This is a genomic window from Pyruvatibacter sp., from assembly GCF_040219635.1.
In the GTDB taxonomy this organism is placed as follows: domain Bacteria; phylum Pseudomonadota; class Alphaproteobacteria; order CGMCC-115125; family CGMCC-115125; genus Pyruvatibacter.
The window spans coordinates 36342-53131 of the sequence record NZ_JAVJSC010000011.1 but is presented as its reverse complement, the minus strand read 5'-3'; the positions used below and the strand labels follow the sequence as shown (position 1 = coordinate 53131).

Genomic DNA, 16790 nt, shown 5'->3' with positions numbered 1-16790 from the left:
GACACCGGCGATACTGGTGACACCGGCGATACTGGTGACACCGGCGATACTGGTGACACCGGCGATACTGGTGACACCGGCGATACTGGTGACACCGGCGATACTGGTGACACCGGCGATACTGGTGACACCGGCGTTGTGCCGCCGGGACCAGAGGCCCCCGCGCCTACAACGCCGGATGAGCCCGCCAGCCCCGCACCTTCCGCACCTGAAGCAGCAGCACCTTCCGACAGTTCGGACGGTAATTCGGGCGGCGGCTCGGACGGGGGTATTGATGCAGGTACAGCAGCAGCAATTGTTGGCGGCGCCGCCGCAATCGGCATTGCTGCGGCCATCATAGGTGGCGGAGATGATGCGGCAGCAGGCGGGGCCTCCGGTGCAGGCACCCCGGCCGCACCAACACCAAGCACGCCGCCGACCACCGGCACGCCATCAGCACCGGCACCGGCACCGGCGACCACACCGGCTCCAGCTCCGGCACAACCTGCGGGTGGCGCAACCACGCCAGCAGCACCACAGGCACCGGCGGCTCAGGCGCCGCAGGGTCAGGTATCGGCACCGTCAGCGCCTAGCGAGCCTGTAGCGGATGCGCCTGCGCCCCAGCCCGAACCGCAGCCGGCACAACAGTCGGGCGCAACCCTGGCCGATCAATCGGGCGCTGTTTGCACCGACGGGTTCACGGTTGCCGAGCGGCAGGCGATGGATGCGTATTACGACCGCGTGCCGCACCCGCAAGATGCGCTGCCGAACTTTATCGAGGCAGGGCTTGTTGAGGGCCAGATGATGCCGCCGGGTCTGCTGAAACGCGCCAAGCCCGTGCCATCATGGCTGCAGGGCCAGCTTTCAGAATGTGCGTCGCACACTGACGTTTTGGTGGGTGGTCACATAATGAGGTACGAAACCAATACAGGTGTCGTAAGCGGCCTTTACAAAATAGGCGGCTAGCTCAGGCGCAAGCATGAAAAAGGCCCGGACGGCTTTACCGTCCGGGCCTTGTCTTATGAATGTCCTGCGTTGACCCGTGCGCTAAAGATCTTCGCCGATCACAATCAGCTTGTCATAGGCAAGGCCCTGATCGTCGCACATGGCGCGATAAACGTTCAGAATGCTGTTGGCATCCAGAATGCCCGTCACCTGCCCGGTTTCATCGGTGTTGATATTGGGGCCGTAGATGGCAAACCACACATCGGTTTCCTCGGTATTGGTGTCCGGCACAATCAGCGTATGGACGGACCCTGCAGGCTCAAACAGGTAAGAGCCCTTGGTGTTCACAACATCGGGGTATTCGCGGTAGTGCCAGCTTCCGGTGAACGTCACCGCAAAGACCGGGCCGGTGTGGTAGTGGGTGGCCACCTGATAGCCGGGCGCGAACTTCGTGCGCAGCACCCACAGGCCCTGGGTCAGGTCCACCTGTTGCAACTGTATTTTGGTGCCGTCGCCCAGATCAACAAACGGCAGATCGTTTTCACCGATATGCAATGCTTCGCCTGAGGCCGGCGGTACGACGGGGGTCGCCATCGCGGTGATGGCATCATCGGGTTTTGTATCCATGGTGTGTCTCCGTGTGTGAAGCGGTTGCTGCTTGGCCGCACCTTAGCCATTTGCACCGCCGCTGCACAATTTTGACTTTCAGCCGACCACACACCATCTCATCAGCATGTCAGACCACCGCATCACGCAGCTTCCGCTCACTCCACAGCGCGCCCGGGCAAACCCTGCTGACGCGCTTGCAACCTGCGCGCTTTGCACCCGGCCGCTGGCTGGCAAAGTGGAAAAACATCATCTTGTCCCGCGCCTCAAGGGCGGCACGGATACGGTTCCGCTGCACGCGATCTGTCACAAGAAAATCCATTCGCTGTTCACCGAAAGCGAACTGGCAAACAACTTCAACACGGTTGAGTTGCTGACAGACCATCCCGATATTGCAGCCTTCGTTAAGTGGGTCCGCAAGCGGCCTGCTGATTTTCACAAGCGCACACGCAAGGTGGGCGGAGGCAAGGGGCGGCGATGAACAGGCTTCGTGACTGCGCCACAGACTTCGCCACAAAGGATGCGGCCCGCACCCATGTGTGGGACCGGTTGCGCGATGAAAAACTGGCCGCTTTTCCGTTTCCCCCGCATGGCCGCATTCCAAACTTCAAGGGCGCTGCGGATGCTGCGCGCCGGTTGTTCGACATTCCGGTATTTGCAACAGCCACATCGCTCAAGATCAATCCGGATTCAGCGCAAAGTGCCGTGCGCGCGCAAGCGCTGCGCCGCGGCATTGATGTGTATGCGCCAACGCCGAAACTTGCCGGGGGCTTTTGGAAGATAGAAGCCCGTGCTGTGCCCCCGGATGCCGTCCGCAAGGCTTCGGCTATGTCCACGATGGCGCGCTGGGCGAAGCAGGTGCCGCTGGCGGACCTGCCGCAGATGGATGCAATCGTGTCCGGCTCCGTCGCTGTTACGGCCAGTGGCAAGCGATGCGGCAAGGGGGCGGGCTATGCTGACCGCGAATACGGCATTTTGCTGGAGCTGGGGCACGCGCCCGTGCCGGTGGCAACCACCGTTCATGATGTGCAACTGGTGTCTGACTTCCCGCAGGTGACCACCGACGAGCCGCTGCACTGGATTGTAACGCCGACGCAGACGCTTGAAACAACCCTGCACACAGCAAACGATCAGACCGCCATCAATGGCATTGACTGGGCATCGCTCACCGACGCGGACTTTGAAGCAATGCCGGTGTTGGCGGAACTAAAGCGCCTGACGGGCCGCTGACACTCTGAGGAGTGGTACCGCCTCTTGGGTTCGAACCAAGGACCTCCGGTTCCACAAACCGGCGCTCTAACCAACTGAGCTAAGGCGGCATGTTCCTGACGGGTGCCCCGGTACAAAAACCAGACCCGATACACTCAAGGGGCCGGAAACTAACGCCCACCCCTGCCGATTGCAAGACGGTTGATTATGCCTGCTTTTGTGCCGGTTTGCCGCCCGGATAGCAACGCTGACAAGCGCATGACCAGCCGCATTCATTTCAATTTTGAACAATCCGGTTACCGGAGCCTTGAGACCTTGCGCCTAGGGTTGGCGATGCAGATTGTTCTACCTCAGTCAGGGAAACCCGCATCATGGCCCGCATCTCACAATGGGCAAGCCGTTCACTCAATGCCATTGCCGCTATCGCCTTTGTCGCCGCCGCCATCGCGATCGGCAGCAACAGCGCCGCACGCGCCGACATGCCCACCCAGCTTGCCACACCCCATGTCGCGGTGAACCATGCAGGCGTGGCTGCGGCAGGCCATGACGTGGTTGCATTTTTTCTTGTTGGCGAGGCATTGAAAGGCAACCGCGACATTACGGCCACCCATGACGGGGCCACCTATTGGTTTGCCAGCGAGGAGAACCGTGCCGTGTTCCTGACAGACCCCGCCGCTCTGGCGCCCCAATATGGCGGGTTTGGCGCCTATGGCGTGCGCGTGGGCCGCAAGATAAAGCCCGGCGCGCCGCTGACCTGGCGTGTACATGATGAAAAGCTGTTCGTGTTCATCGACGACGACACGAAACAGATGTGGATGGCTGACGAGGAGAACAGCCTGCGCATAGCCAACACGATATGGGCCAAGATACGCGCTGTACCCACCGCGCTGCTGGAAACGCCTGCCACCAACTAGCCGCGCATATCTGCCAACGGCTTGCACATACGCTGCGGGGTACTGCTAAACTCCAACCGACCATTCCTTGTCGGGCGGAACGCATGATTACTGGCACACACACGCGGATGATTTCAGCCAACGGGCTGGAGTTTGAGGTTGCCGTCGGCGAGCCGCTCCCTTCGAACGATGCAGATAGTGGCACCCGCCCGCGCAAGCTGGCGCTGCTGCTGCACGGGTTTCCGGAACTCAATTTTTCCTGGCGGCTGCAAATCCCGCTGCTGCAAAAACTCGGCTACACCGTGTGGGCGCCCAATCTGCGCGGCTATGGCAACACCAGCCGACCAGACGGTGTAGCGGCCTACGCAATGGATTGCCTGGTGGATGATGTTGCAGGGCTTGTGGATGCGGCCAAAGCGCAAGGCATCGCAGACGAAATATGCCTGATGGCACACGACTGGGGCGGAGCCATTGCGTGGACTTTCATGCTGGGCAAGGTCCGTCCGATAGACCGCTTCGTGGTAATGAACCTGCCGCACCCGACGCGCTTTTTGGAAGAGTTCCGCACCTGGAAACAGTTCAAACGCTCCTGGTACGTCATATTTTTCCAGATACCCTGGCTGCCTGAAAAACTTTTAGGCGCCAACCGGGCGGATGCCATCGGCAAGGCGTTCTACAACATGGCGATTGATAAATCGCGGTTTCCCGATGACGTGCTGGATGTGTACCGGGATGCCGCCTCGAAGCCTGGCGCGCTGACGGCGATGGTCAATTATTATCGCGCCGCGATGCGCAGGCCCTCGCGCTTCAAGGGCGTGATCGATACGCCGCCGGTGATTGAAACCCCGACCCTCATGGTGTGGGGCGAAGAGGATTCAGCGCTGTGCATTGAAACAACCGACCGGATGGACCCGCTGATGGCAGACTTTACCCTGCGTCGGTTGCCCAATGTGTCGCACTGGGTACAGCAGGAAGCCCCGGAGCAGGTGAACGCCATTCTTGAGGCGTGGCTTGGCGGACACGCCGTGCCACACGCCGGCCAAGCACCACTGATTGCAGCATCAAAAGAAGCCGTTACATCATCTGCCGCCCGATAGCGCCTGCGACCAGCCGCGTCAGCCAGCGCGGCGAGGCGCGCCCAATGCTGGTGGTCATGGCATAGGCAAGGCCCGGCACACGCACCACCTCACCCTTGAGGCAGGCGTCATAACCTTCCTGCGCCACGTCCTGCACGTCAGCCACCAGAAATGCCGGAATTTTTTCGGTGCGGTCGTTTGATGTCTTGATGGTGTCGAACATGCTGGTTTCGGTGATGCCGGGGCACAGCGCCGTTACTGTCACACCGTCAGCCCTGAGTTCTTCTGCCAGTGATTCTGTCAGCGACAGCACAAACGCCTTGGTCGCCGCATACACTGCCAGCGACGGCACCGGCTGGAACGATGCAACCGACGCCACATTCAATACCCGGCCCTGACGGCGGCGCGCCATGCCCGGTACAAACAGCGCGGCAATTTCGGTCAGCGCCACTGTATTGAGGCGCACCATGGCACTCAGTGTTTCAGGCTCCTGCGATTTGAACGCACCCATTTCAAGCACACCGGCATTGTTGACCAGCACATCCACCGTCAGCCCGCGCTGCGCCACCACATTGAACAGATCACGCGCGGCACCGGGCTTAACCAGATCGGCCTGAATGACGTCGGCGGCTACCTTGTGTTTGGCCGAGAGTTTATCGGCGAGCTTTGTCAGCTTGTCCCTGCTGCGGGCGACCAGAATGAGATCAAAACCCCCTTCGGCAAATTTGCCCGCCAGCGCCTCGCCGATGCCCGCCGACGCCCCGGTGATAAGAACGGTTTCGCCGCGTGACCCCGTGATGGCGGGCTTTTTGCGCCGCATGGCCGACGTTTTCTTCCTGGCGGCGGATGGTGCTTTTGAATGGCGTTTTGGTGCTGCGGCCATATGGTTTCTCCCGGTTTTTGTCTTGCTCACCCACAGGCTGGGAAGCCTTAACGATGCAATTGCGTAACAATAGGCTCCAACGGAGCTTTGCCGCTATAGTGGTTGCCGAGCGTGCTTGGGGGAGTACGCGACCTGAAAGGCGTCAAATCCGTTCAGGACGGGGATTTTTCTTCCATGACCGCATGTTCGCTTGTTGGGCGCGCTAACTGGCGCTCAGTACCTTTTGTGTGTGTGCCCCATGTTCGTGCAGGATCAATGACCCAAAGCACAGATCAAACCAGCAGCCTCACCGCCCGCTTTGTCTGGGATGCGGAGCGTGCGCGGGTGGTCGAAGCTGATGACGCTGCGGTAGCGCTGTTTGGTGAGGCAAGTGTGCTTGACCTCGTGGAGCGACCATTCGCAGCTCAGGGCGCGTTTGCAAAAGCGCTGCAACAGCTTGCAGACCGCGCGACCACCAGTGCTAATGCGCAGGCTCTGGACACCACGCTGCCCCATCCGGTGTCAGGGCTACCCCTGTCAGGGGTGGCGAGCCCAATACCGCTTGCGGACGGCAGAATGGGCCTTGCGCTCACCATGCGCGTTGGTAATGCGCAGCCCAAAGAGGCGCAGCTTCAAACCGCAACCCGTCGGCAGGCAACACTGGGCGAGGCCATTGCGGCACCCGGTGCACTGTTCGGCATGACGGGTGAGTGGCTCGTCGGCAACGACGCGGCCCTTGCCCTGCTGGGAGACGTGACACCGGACCTTGCCACGCTTCTGGGCGACCCGAACGCTGCCACGCGACTGACGGGGGCGGCACTTGCAGACGGGCTGGCGTCTGCCACCTTCAGAATCGCAACGCGCTTTGGCCCCCGTCTGGCCCGGGTAACGCTGACCCGCGCCCGTGACCCCAAAACAGGAGGAGCCGCAGTCGCCGCCTATTTCAACGACATCGCGGACCGGGCACGGGTGCTGGCGGCACCACCCGTGGCGAACACCATGTCGGCACAAAATGAGCCCGCACAAGAAACGCCGGACGTGGCTGCGCGCGCGCGCGATGAAGCCCGCGCCGTACTGTCGCATGTAGGTCATGAACTGCGCACGCCCCTCAACGCAATTCTGGGCTTTTCGCAGATCATGGCGAGTGAGCGGTTCGGGCCGATGGGCAACGACAAATATGTGGATTATGCCCGCGACATACAGGCAGGAGGCGAGCACCTGCTGGGGCTGGTTGATGACCTGCTGGAAATGGCGCGCGCTGAGAATGGACGCCGTGACCTGACATTCGAGGCGGTGGATGCCGCCGCGCTCATTCAACAGATCGGCGACATGCTGCGCGACGAAGCCGCCCGGCGCAGCCTTACGCTGACCATCGACAGCGCTGATACCGTGCCGCCGGTGGTCGCCGACAAAGGCGCGCTGCGGCAGATACTCATCAACCTGCTTGGCAACGCCATCAAGTTTACCCGTCCCGGCGGCACCATCACCATGGGGGCTACCAGCACCGATGCGGGCGATGTGGTGCTTAGCGTCGCGGATACCGGCATCGGTATGACGGCGGCTGAACTGGCTGAGGCGCTTGAGCCGTTTGGACAGGTGGAGGCGGCACAGGCAGCAATCGCCCCACCTGCCCCACCTGCTGAGACAGGTCAGGCATCGACACCCGGATTAGGGCGCGGATTAGGGCGCGGATTGGGCCTGGGTCTGCCGCTGGCCCGCAGTCTGGCAGAGGCCAACAAGGCAGCCTTCGACATTGAAAGCGTGCCGGGGCGCGGCACAACAGTGCGGATTACCTTTGCCCCCACCAGCGTTCTGGCAACCTGACGGCACTTGGCCGCACGTTTGTTGTCGAACCCATTTATTGACACTCATTCGCAACAAGCCTAGATCGCGGGGGAAGAGTTTGCCTTTTTGCGACCAGCGGAGCCGCGCGCGTTTCACAGCCATGACTGACACCGCCCCATCCCTGCCGTCTGTCCGTGAAGGGCTGCGCCGGACCAGACGTCTGTTTTCAACAGGCACGGCCGGGCGGCCGCTCACTTTTGGCGCGCTGATTGTGGCGCTGGTGATTTCGCTGCCTGCGCTTGCCGTGGTGGCGACGCTGTTTCAGCCGACGACAGCGAGTGTCGCTGACCTTGGCCAATCAATGATGGCACAGTTGCTCACCAACTCGGCGCTGCTGGCAGGCGGCACGCTGGCGGGCGTTCTGGTACTGGGGGTATCAACCGCATGGCTTGTGACCATGTGCCGGTTTCCCGGCCGCGACATGTTTCATTGGGCGCTTATCCTGCCGCTCGCCGTGCCCGCCTATGTGGTGGCTTATGCCTACACGGACTTTCTGCATCATCCAGGCCCCGTGCAGACGCTGCTGCGTGACCTGACCGGGTGGGGGGCCAATGACTACTGGTTTCCCAACATCCGCTCGCAGGGCGGGGCGGTGTTTGTGTTTTCGTTTGTGCTGTACCCGTATGTGTATCTGCTGGCGCGCGCGTCTTTTCTGGAACAATCGGTCAGCGCGCTTGAGGCCAGCCGCACGCTGGGGCAATCGGCGTGGGGCGCATTCTGGACGACAGCACTTCCCCTCGCCCGCCCGGCCATTGCCGCGGGTGCCGCTCTGGCACTGATGGAAACGCTGGCGGACTTCGGCACCGTGTCGCATTTTGGCGTGCGCACCTTCACCACGGCCATTTATCAGTCATGGTTTGCGCTGGGCGACCGGGTGCTGGCGGGGCAGTTGTCCGCCGCGCTACTGGGGCTGGTGACGCTGCTCATTCTGGCCGAGCGGGTGAGCCGCGCCGGGGCCGGCTATGCCCAGTCGCGCACGCAGTTTCAACGGTTGCCGGATTATCCTCTGACAGGCCCGCGCGCAGTAGTCGCTTTTGCCGTCTGCGCATTGCCGGTGACGCTTGGCTTCTTGTTGCCGCTTGGCATTCTTGTGCATCTTAATTTTGTTGGCGGGCACAGTCTTTTTGGCAGCCGCTACATCACGCTGACGCTCAACACATTCACCCTGGCAGGCATTGCCGCCGTGCTGGCCGTCGCACTGGCCGTGTTGATGGCCTATGCCGTGCGCCTGTCACGCAGCCCGCTGGCGCGGCTGGCCAACAGGCTGACGGGGCTTGGATATGCCGTGCCCGGCTCGGTGATTGCGGTGGGCGTACTCATTCCGCTCGCCACCATCGACAACACGCTGGATGCATGGATGCGCACAACATTCGGTGTTTCGACCGGGCTTATTCTTACCGGCTCAATAGCGGGCCTCGTGTTTGCGTATCTGGTACGGTTCATGGCGGTGTCCATCAACACGGTGGAAGCGAGCCTTGCCAAAGTGACACCCAACATGGATGCCGCCGCGCGCTCGCTGGGGCGCTCAAAGTTCGCAACGCTGGCAGAAGTTCATACACCGCTGATGCGCGGCAGTCTGTTGACCGCAGGGCTGATTGTGTTTGTGGATGTGGTGAAGGAACTGCCGGCGACGCTCATCATGCGGCCGTTCAATTTTGATACGCTGGCCATACAGGCCTACAGGCTGGCAAGCGACGAGCGGCTGGCCGAAGCCTCGACCGCAAGCCTTATGATTGTGGCGACCGGACTGCTGCCGGTGATCGTGCTGTCACGCACCATCATGGCTTCGCGCCCCGGCTCTCCCGGCAAGAAGAGCCAGGCCCACAAAAAAGGCCCGGCTACCGCAGGGGCAACCGGGCCTTGAGTGTCGGCGCTCAGGGAGGATCTTACTGATAGCCGACTTCGTTATAGATGGCCTGCGCCCTGGCCTGGTTTTCACCCAGCGCGATGAGCGGCAGATCATCCGCCTCAAACGCACCCAGTGACTCAACCGCCGACGATGCTTCAACACCCTCTACGACCGGGTATTCGTTGTTGCCGTCCGCAAAATATTTCTGAGCGGCATCGCTTGACAGGTACTCAAGAAACGCAACTGCGTTGTCCCGGTTGGGGGCGTTGGCCACCACGCCACCGGCAGACACGTTGACATGGGTGCCCTCGCCATCCTGATCCGGGAAAACAATGCCGATCCGGTCCGTATCGTCGGGGTTGGCAAGGTCACGCACGTCGGACGACAGCGCGCGGGCAAAATAATAGGTATTGGATATTGCAATCGCGCACTGACCCGACGCGATGGCGCGCAACTGGTCGGTGTCGCCGCCTTCGGGGTCGCGCGCGCGGTTGGCCCACACGCCCTCAGCCCATGCTTTGGCCTGTTCTTCTCCGACATGCTCAATGATAGCCGCCATCAGCGACAGCATGTAGATGTTGGACGAAGACCGGGTGCAGACCAGCCCCTTGAGTTTGGGGTCGGCGAGGCTTGCATAGGTTTGAATGTCAGCGGGATCGACCCTGGCCTTGTCATAAAAAATGACGCGGGCGCGGGTTGAAAAGCCAAACCAGTGACCATCGGGGTGGCGCAGGTTTGCAGGAATGCGGTCTTCAAGAACCTCTGACTCAACCGGCTGGAACAGGCCCGCCTGATCGGCCTGATAAAGACGGCCCGCGTCCACAGTCAGCAGAATATCTGCGGGCGAATTCGCGCCTTCTGCCTTGATGCGCTCGATCAGCACATTCGCCTCGTCCTCAATACGGTTGACGGTAATGCCGGTGGCCTCTTCAAAGTCCGAATACAGCCGCTCGTCAGTGTCGTAATGGCGCGACGAATAGATGTTCACTTCGCCTGCTGCCTGCGCCAGTGCAGGAAAGGCGATCAGCGCCGCAGATAGGGCAACAAGAAATCTCATAGGGTTTTGGCTCCTGATAGAGAGTTTTTCCAAACTTGCGAATGAATCGCACAATATAATGCGACTGAATATGAGAACTATTCGCAAGTCAAGATGAATCCAGACCCGCTGGTGCGTCAAAGTGGCGTCGCGGGGTTCAGGTTTTCAGGGCATCCAGATTACGGAAAAGCGACAGAGCCTCAGGGTTTGCCAACGCTTCCGCGTTCTTGATCTCGCGGCCATGCACCACATCGCGAACGGCAAGCTCGGTGATTTTGCCCGATTTGGTGCGCGGGATGTCGGCCACCTGTACAACACGGGCAGGCACGTGGCGGGGGCTTGCACCTTCCCTGATCTGTTTCTTGATGCGGGCTTCAAGGTCAGCATCAAGGGCAACATCCGGCGCCAGCACAACAAACAACACGACGCGGGTATCGCCGCGCCACTCCTGGCCAATCACCAACGCCTCGGCCACCTCCGGCAACTGTTCGACCTGCCGATAGATCTCCGCCGTGCCGATGCGGATGCCGCCGGGGTTGAGCGTTGCATCGGACCGGCCATGAATAATGAAACCGCCATGGATTGTTTGCTCGGCAAAGTCACCGTGATGCCAGACATTGGGGAAACGCTCGAAATACGCAGCAGCATACCGCGCACCATCGTCATCATTCCAAAAACCTAGGGGCATGGACGCAAAAGGCCGTGTACAGACGAGTTCGCCTTTTTCAGCCACCAACGGTGCGCCGTCGTCGCTCCATACTTCCACCGCCATGCCAAGGCCCGGCCCCTGTATTTCGCCGCGCCTCACGGGCTGCATCGGGTTGCCAAGCACAAAACACGACACAATGTCGGTGCCCCCGGCAATCGACGCCAGATGCACATCCGGCTTGATGGCATCCATCACATAGTCAAAGCCTTCCGGCACCAGCGGTGAGCCGGTGGACAGCAGCATACGCATGGCGGTCAGGTCATGGGTGTCACGCGGGCGCCGGCTTTCGTTGCGCAGGGCATCGATGAACTTTGCCGAGGTGCCAAAATGGGTGACGCGCTGGCGCTGCACCACGTCAAACAGTGTGTCGGCTCCGGGGTGGAACGGCGACCCGTCATACAGCACCAGCGTTGCGCCCGCCTGCAGGCCAGATACCATCCAGTTCCACATCATCCAGCCACAGGTTGTGAAATAGAACAGCGTATCGTCGCTCGTGAGGCCACAATGCAGCCGGTGTTCCTTGGCGTGCTGCAACACGGTGCCGCCCGCCGAATGCACAATGCATTTGGGTGCGCCCGTGGTACCGGATGAGAACAACACATACAGCGGATGATTGAACGGCAAAGGCAGGAAGATAGGTGTGTCAGCGTCTTCGGTTTCCAGCGCGTCGGCCCACAATTCCGCACCGTCAATGGCGGACACGTCCTCGTCCCCTAAATAGGGCACCACCAGCACGCCATTGAGGTTAGGCAACCCGGCAGCAACCCGGGCGAGCTTTGCGCACGTGTCATGCACTTTGCCGCCATAGGCATAGGCTGCGCAGCCGATCAGAACCTTGGGTTCGATCTGGCCGAACCTGTCGAGCACGCCCTTGACGCCAAAGTCAGGCGAGCATGATGAGAAAACAGCCCCCATGCCTGCCGCCGCCAGCATGGCCACAATGGCCTCCGGCCTATTGGGCAGCATGGCCGCCACCCGGTCGCCGGGGCCAAGCCCCATACGCGCGAACACCTGCTGCGCGCGGGCCACATCATGCAGAAGCTGGCCCCAGGTGACGCGCCACGCGTCGCCGGTTTCTGAGCGGAACACGAGCGCCACATCATCGTCGCCACGCGCATGAGCAAGCAGGTTTTCAGCGAAGTTCAGTTTGGCGTCGGGAAAAAACCGCGCGCCGGGCATGGCGTCCGCGTTTTGCAAAACCACATCACCTGGCTCGCCAACAATACCGCACTCGTCCCACACGGTGCGCCAAAACTCGTCGCGGTGGGTGATCGACCATGCGTGCAGATCCGGCCATGCGCCAAGGTCGCGCGACCAGCGCACGGATGCTGCCGCTGCAAAGCGCAGCATGGGGCTTGGGTTCGCTGTGTTCGGCTGCCACAAAATGCGATCAGGATGAGACATACCTATGCGATAGCCCCCTGCCCGCCTGAAATCAAAAATATTTCCGCAGCCCGGCCCGGGAAGCCCTACCTCCCGTCATCCGGTTCGGTGATTTCGTGGCGCACCTGACCATAGGCAATGAGGGCAAAAAGGCCGGTGCCGCCCAGCACATTGCCCAGCAAAGTGGGAAACACAAACTGCCCGAATGCCGCGCTGAAGCTCATTTTGTCATGGAGTGCCAGCAAAAACACCTCCGCGGACCCCGCCACCACATGGCTGAACTCGCCAACAGCAATGACGTAGGTGACGATGATGATCAGCCACACGCGACCCGACTTCATGTCGGCCAGACCCCACACCAGTGTGGCAAGCAAAAACCCGGCAGGCACACCCAGCGCAATGTTTTCCAGCGCGGAACGATCGGCAAGGTGATGGGAGACTTCCAGAAAAGCTGCAATCTGGTGCGGCATGGCGATGCCTGCATTGTCGGCCAATGCGACCGACGCAAAAATGCCGACGAGATTGGCGACCAGCACAACCACCCATAACTGCACCATGGTGCGCAACCGCCACATGGTAGGTGTTATGAACAGGGGCAACACAGGCTTGATGGTGTTTTCGGTGAACAGTTGCAGCCGCCCCAGAATGACCAGCAAAAAGCCGACGGTGTAGCCAAAATTGCTGACCAGCGGCCGCCATGCCTCGTCCGGCAGATGGTGATGCAGATAGCCTTTGGAAAACAGTGACAGCGACATCACAAGGCCGGCCGCCACGCCCGACCACCACAGCGAAAGCAGCGGGCGCTCAAGCTCCTCGATGCCTTCCTGCCGGATGGTCTCGAAAATGACTGGCGAGGTGGAACGCAGGTTCTTGCGCGCCTGCACGCGCTCCTTGTCCGACAGCTTCACACTGTCGTCAGTTTCTCCACGGCCTTCAGGGTCTGGCTTGTCACTCATCTGACGGTCAACCTAGCACCGCTGGGATATGTGGCAACCTTGGAGCTCAGGCGGTCTGCATCGCCCGTCCGGATTTGAAATACAAAGAACCGATGATCATGCCCGCGATCGCTGCTGCCAGGCCCGCCACCTGCGGCGGCACAAGCAACGCGTCCCCGCCTGCTGCCACCACCTGCCAGCTCACGATTTCAAGAACCACCCAGGTGCCGACACCGCAGATAATGGACGCGAGCGCACCGGCATTGGTGGCGCGCTTCCAATACACTCCGAACGCAAGCGGCGTGAACGCACCACACAGCGTTATCAGATAGGCATTCTCGACCATTTCAAAAATCGACAGGCCCGCGGCGGCACTGAGATAGGCGTAGCCCAGTACAACCAGCCCGAACCCCACGACGCACAGACGCAGCAACAGCAAGAACTGCGTATCGCTGAGGTTGAAGTGCGGACGCAGGATGTTTTCCGCCATGATGGCGGATGGTGCCAGCAGCGTACCCGCCGCCGTGGACATGATGGCGGACAGCAGCGCACCAAAAAACAGAACCTGCAGCGCAACATGCGTATGCGCGAGGATGAACTCGGGCAGGATGCGCTGCGTATCGCCGCCCTCAGCGCTATGCAGTGCCACCAGGTCCGGGTCGATCAGCAACGCGCCATAAACGATGAAGATCGGTATCAGGCAGAACGCGATGTACAAAATGCCACCATAGACGGACCCATGCGCCGCGACGTTTTCGTTCTTCGCGGACATGACCCGCTGGAACACGTCCTGCTGCGGAATTGACCCCAGCGCCAGCGTGATGAAGGCGCCAAAGAAGGCGAGGATGGCAGCAAGGTCGAGCGCAGGCCAGAACTCGAACTTCCCGTTCTGCGCGGCGTGGCTGACGATGGCCGCCGAGCCCCCCTCGACATTTCCTGCGACGAACCAGGCAATGGCGATAAGGCCGATAATGATGGCGATCATCTGAATGAACGACACAATGGCCACAGACATCATGCCGCCAAAAACCGTGTAGGCCATAACGCTGACCAGCCCCAGCACCATACCCATCTCAAAGCTGATGAGACCGGCGCTCACGATGTTGAGCACGATCCCCAGCGCCACAATCTGGGCGGCAATCCAGCCCAGATAGCTGATACAGATCGCGATTGAGACCATCAGCTCCACAGACGGGCTATACCGTATGCGGAAGAAATCACCGATGGTATTGAGCTTCATGCGGTAAATGCGGGCGGCGAAAAACAGGCCCACAAAAATGAGGCAAAGCCCCGCGCCATACGGGTCCGCGACGATGCCGTGCATACCTTCTTCCATGAAGGTTGCCGGAATACCAAGCACCGCTTCGGAGCCAAAGAAGGTCACAAAAACGGTGGCGATCACGATGTAGAGCGGCAGCGAACGGCCCGCGAGGATGAAGTCGGTGGATGTGTGAACACGGCGCGCTGCATATATGCCGATGCCGATGGAAAGGACCAGATAGAGCCCCACAAAAAACGCCATGACCGCCAAAATATGAAGCTCCCCTCAAGCGGATTTACGCGGGCGAGTATGACGAGGGTTTTGCCAACGCGAAAGCAGGATTTTTGGTGTCCCGGTTTTTTTCCGCGCCGCGCCGTGGCACGCGGCAGGGCTAGAAGACCAGCCCCGCCGCCTGCGTTTCCAGCAACTGCCTGAAATCGCCATCGGGCCTTTCAAGCAGTTGTGCGTGAGTGCCCTGCTCGACAATGCGTCCGTCCCTGAACACCAGTATCCGGTCCACATCACGCAGGGTGGACAGGCGGTGAGCGATCAGGATGGTGGTGCGGCCACACATGAGCTCCTCGATGGCGTCCTGGATGATGCATTCGGTTTGCGAGTCAAGACTGGAGGTTGCTTCATCAAGCACCAGCAGGGGTGCATCAGCCAAAAACGCGCGGGCGATCGCAATGCGCTGGCGCTCCCCGCCGGACAGCTTGACGCCGCGCTCGCCCACTTCCGTGTCATAGCCCAGCGGAAGCGCCTGAATGAACTCATCCGCGTGCGCCCGTCTTGCCGCCTCCATGATTTGCTCACGGGTGGCATCGGGCCGCGCATAGGCGATGTTGTCTGCCAGGGAGCGGTGAAACAGCACCGGGTCCTGCGGCACCAGCGCAATGGCCTGCCGCAAAGACGCCTGGCCCACCCGCGCCACATCCTGCCCATCAATGATGATGCGCCCGCCATCCACATCATGCAGGCGTTGCAGCAGCTTGACGAACGTGCTCTTGCCCGCGCCCGACCGGCCTACAAGGCCCACCCGCTCACCGGGCTGCAACGTCAGCGAGAAATCGTCATAGATCGGGTCCGGCTGGTTGGCATACGCAAAGCGCACGCGCTCAAACTCAACGCGGCCGGTGCCAGGCACAAAGTCCGGCGCGCCGGGTGTGTCGGCCACGCCCATGGGCTGACGGGCAAACAACACCAGATCATCAAGCTCGTTGATGGCCTGCTGTGCGTTGCGGATGTGAAAGGATGCGTGGCGCAAATTGCTGTCGATCACGAAAAAGGTTGTGAGCGCCAGCACCACGTCACCCGGCGAGGCTGTGCCCTGGGTCCAGTAATAGGTGGAAAAGCCCAGCAAAGCCGCCATCATCAAAACCTGCATGGCGACCTGAAACATCGCTGCGTTTTCATTTCGTATCCAGGCAAACTGCGCCTTTCCGGCCCAGTCGCGCACCACCGCCCTGAATGTCGCGTCCTCGCGGGCTTCCGCGCCAAAGCTCTTGACCACGGCATTGCAGGTGATGGCGTCCGACATGGTGGCGCTGATCCGGCTGTCGGCAGCCATGTGCACCTTGTTGGCGGGTGCCACAAAGTTGGCCGCCAGCCAGTAGCCGACACCCAGATGCACCACGATCAACCCGCCTACCGTTGCCCCCATCACCGGCCACTGCACGGACAGCATGACGGTCAGCCCGATCAGCGTCAGCACGGCCGTCAGCAACGCATGAATGATCGTGTCGGAATAGGTGTCATAGGCCCACAACCCGCGGCTGATCTTGCGCACGGTGGCACCGGCAAACGCGTTGGCGTGCCACTCCGAGGAAAACCGCTGCACCCGCTCAAATGCATCCGCCACAAGATGGCGCATGACATTGGCCGCGAACACGATCCACACGCGATACATGATGTAACGCAGGGTGAAGTAGAGCACCGAAACACCAATGACGATGGCGAGCATCTGCCAGACATTGCTGTTGGAATTATCGCCGGAAATAATGTCAATGAAGCGCCCGGCCACCACCGGCAGCAATGTGTCCATTGCCGCCATGCCAACCACCAGCAGCACGCAGACGGCAAACAGACGCGGATAGCGCATCCAGTAATCCCACACGAAGCGCGCGGTGTCGAAGGTCGATAGATTGGTCATGTTATGCGCGGCAAGCCTCAATGCGGCGTGCCGTCCCAGGAAGAAATCAGTTT

Annotated in this window: 13 protein-coding genes, 1 tRNA gene and 1 pseudogene; 7 read left to right on the top strand and 8 right to left on the bottom strand. The window is 60.8% G+C overall.

Going from position 1 to position 16790, the window contains the following annotated elements:
* Positions 1–945, top strand: a pseudogene (locus RIB87_RS15495) (hypothetical protein); the annotation flags it as partial.
* Between the two features lie 81 nt (positions 946–1026).
* Here the strand turns inward: RIB87_RS15495 and RIB87_RS15490 are convergent.
* The gene (locus RIB87_RS15490) at positions 1027–1551 is read right to left on the bottom strand and encodes a 2,4'-dihydroxyacetophenone dioxygenase family protein (RefSeq protein WP_350148361.1); all 525 of its coding nucleotides are present in this window, start codon (positions 1549–1551) and stop codon (positions 1027–1029) included.
* 106 nt (positions 1552–1657) lie between these two features.
* On the opposite strand from RIB87_RS15490, the gene RIB87_RS15485 reads away from it, so the two are divergent.
* Entirely contained in the window at positions 1658–2011 is a 354-nt protein-coding gene (locus RIB87_RS15485; protein WP_350148359.1) for an HNH endonuclease, read from the top strand.
* Complete coding sequence (locus RIB87_RS15480) at positions 2008–2760, top strand: 5-formyltetrahydrofolate cyclo-ligase (RefSeq protein WP_350148356.1); 753 nt, start codon at positions 2008–2010, stop codon at positions 2758–2760. The genes RIB87_RS15485 and RIB87_RS15480 overlap by 4 nt, the downstream gene beginning before the upstream one ends.
* A gap of 12 nt (positions 2761–2772) precedes the next feature.
* On the opposite strand, the gene RIB87_RS15475 is transcribed toward RIB87_RS15480, so the two are convergent.
* A tRNA-His gene (locus RIB87_RS15475) sits at positions 2773–2849 on the bottom strand.
* A gap of 261 nt (positions 2850–3110) precedes the next feature.
* Here RIB87_RS15475 and RIB87_RS15470 point away from each other — a divergent pair.
* Both RIB87_RS15470 and RIB87_RS15465 read left to right on the top strand, forming a co-directional pair.
* Entirely contained in the window at positions 3111–3653 is a 543-nt protein-coding gene (locus RIB87_RS15470; protein WP_350148354.1) for a YHS domain-containing (seleno)protein, read from the top strand.
* 83 nt (positions 3654–3736) lie between these two features.
* The gene (locus tag RIB87_RS15465; protein WP_350148352.1) at positions 3737–4729 is read left to right on the top strand and encodes an alpha/beta fold hydrolase; all 993 of its coding nucleotides are present in this window, start codon (positions 3737–3739) and stop codon (positions 4727–4729) included.
* Here RIB87_RS15465 and RIB87_RS15460 read toward each other — a convergent pair.
* Positions 4707–5591 carry an SDR family NAD(P)-dependent oxidoreductase gene (locus RIB87_RS15460; protein ID WP_350148350.1) on the bottom strand — a complete coding sequence of 295 codons (885 nt, stop codon included), beginning with the start codon at positions 5589–5591 and terminating at the stop codon, positions 4707–4709. The two genes, RIB87_RS15465 and RIB87_RS15460, sit on opposite strands and share 23 nt — an antisense overlap.
* A gap of 255 nt (positions 5592–5846) precedes the next feature.
* Between RIB87_RS15460 and RIB87_RS15455 the strand changes: the two genes are divergently transcribed.
* Both RIB87_RS15455 and RIB87_RS15450 read left to right on the top strand, forming a co-directional pair.
* Positions 5847–7394 carry a sensor histidine kinase gene (locus tag RIB87_RS15455; protein ID WP_350148348.1) on the top strand — a complete coding sequence of 516 codons (1548 nt, stop codon included), beginning with the start codon at positions 5847–5849 and terminating at the stop codon, positions 7392–7394.
* Positions 7395–7515: 121 nt separating this feature from the next.
* Positions 7516–9279, top strand: a complete 1764-nt coding sequence (locus tag RIB87_RS15450; protein WP_350148346.1) for an ABC transporter permease — start codon at positions 7516–7518, stop codon at positions 9277–9279.
* Between the two features lie 22 nt (positions 9280–9301).
* Here the strand turns inward: RIB87_RS15450 and RIB87_RS15445 are convergent, their stop codons facing one another.
* The 5 genes from RIB87_RS15445 to RIB87_RS15425 form a co-directional block, all read right to left on the bottom strand.
* Positions 9302–10321: a Fe(3+) ABC transporter substrate-binding protein gene (locus RIB87_RS15445; protein ID WP_350148344.1), complete on the bottom strand. Its 1020-nt coding sequence runs from the start codon at positions 10319–10321 to the stop codon at positions 9302–9304.
* A 136-nt stretch (positions 10322–10457) separates the two neighbouring features.
* The gene (locus tag RIB87_RS15440) at positions 10458–12413 is read right to left on the bottom strand and encodes an acetoacetate--CoA ligase (protein ID WP_350148342.1); all 1956 of its coding nucleotides are present in this window, start codon (positions 12411–12413) and stop codon (positions 10458–10460) included.
* Between the two features lie 65 nt (positions 12414–12478).
* The gene (locus RIB87_RS15435; RefSeq protein ID WP_350148340.1) at positions 12479–13348 is read right to left on the bottom strand and encodes a formate/nitrite transporter family protein; all 870 of its coding nucleotides are present in this window, start codon (positions 13346–13348) and stop codon (positions 12479–12481) included.
* A 46-nt stretch (positions 13349–13394) separates the two neighbouring features.
* Positions 13395–14849 carry a high affinity choline transporter 1 gene (locus RIB87_RS15430; RefSeq protein ID WP_350148338.1) on the bottom strand — a complete coding sequence of 485 codons (1455 nt, stop codon included), beginning with the start codon at positions 14847–14849 and terminating at the stop codon, positions 13395–13397.
* Between the two features lie 130 nt (positions 14850–14979).
* The gene (locus RIB87_RS15425; protein WP_350148336.1) at positions 14980–16737 is read right to left on the bottom strand and encodes an ABC transporter ATP-binding protein; all 1758 of its coding nucleotides are present in this window, start codon (positions 16735–16737) and stop codon (positions 14980–14982) included.
* Positions 16738–16790: the final 53 nt, after the last annotated feature.